This window comes from Bacillus sp. P4_D3 (genome assembly GCF_056401855.1).
Map to the genome: position 1 here is coordinate 1 of NZ_JBFUIN010001371.1, position 506 is coordinate 506.

The 506-nt window shown below is 32.8% G+C and carries 1 protein-coding gene; it reads left to right on the plus strand.

From position 1 onward, the window contains the following. Positions 1-506: D-alanyl-lipoteichoic acid biosynthesis protein DltD (gene dltD / locus AC1DTM_RS31415; RefSeq protein WP_477001811.1), on the plus strand; the 506-nt coding region annotated here is incomplete at both ends.

Genomic DNA, 506 nt, shown 5'->3' on the forward strand with positions numbered 1-506 from the left:
TTTTCATTGTTCTGCTTATCCCATCTAAAAGTTTAGTATCACTTATTAGCGATAAGAAGGTTGAAGATGCGGCAACTTCCTTGCAAAAAGAGAAATTACAAAGTGTTTTCTTGCAACAGAAAATGTTAGAGAATTCGCAGTACTTACCGATGTATGGTTCATCAGAGTTTTTACGAATGGATGCATATCATCCGTCTAACTATTTTAAAGTAAATCCAGCTGGCTTTACACCATTTTTAATCGGGACTGGCGGTACGCAAAGTTTGGCTCATATATTAAATATGACGTCAACAATGGATGAATTAGAAGGTAAAAAGGTAGTGTTTGTTCTTTCACCACAATGGTTTACAAAAACTGGTGTATCACAAGGGGACTTTTTAAATAATTTTTCTAAACAACAAGCATATCATTTTATTTTTAATGATGAAATAAATCCTGATATGAAGAAGAAAATTGCGAAACGTTTACTAGATTATAAAGTAGTTCGTAAGGATGCGATATTAAGT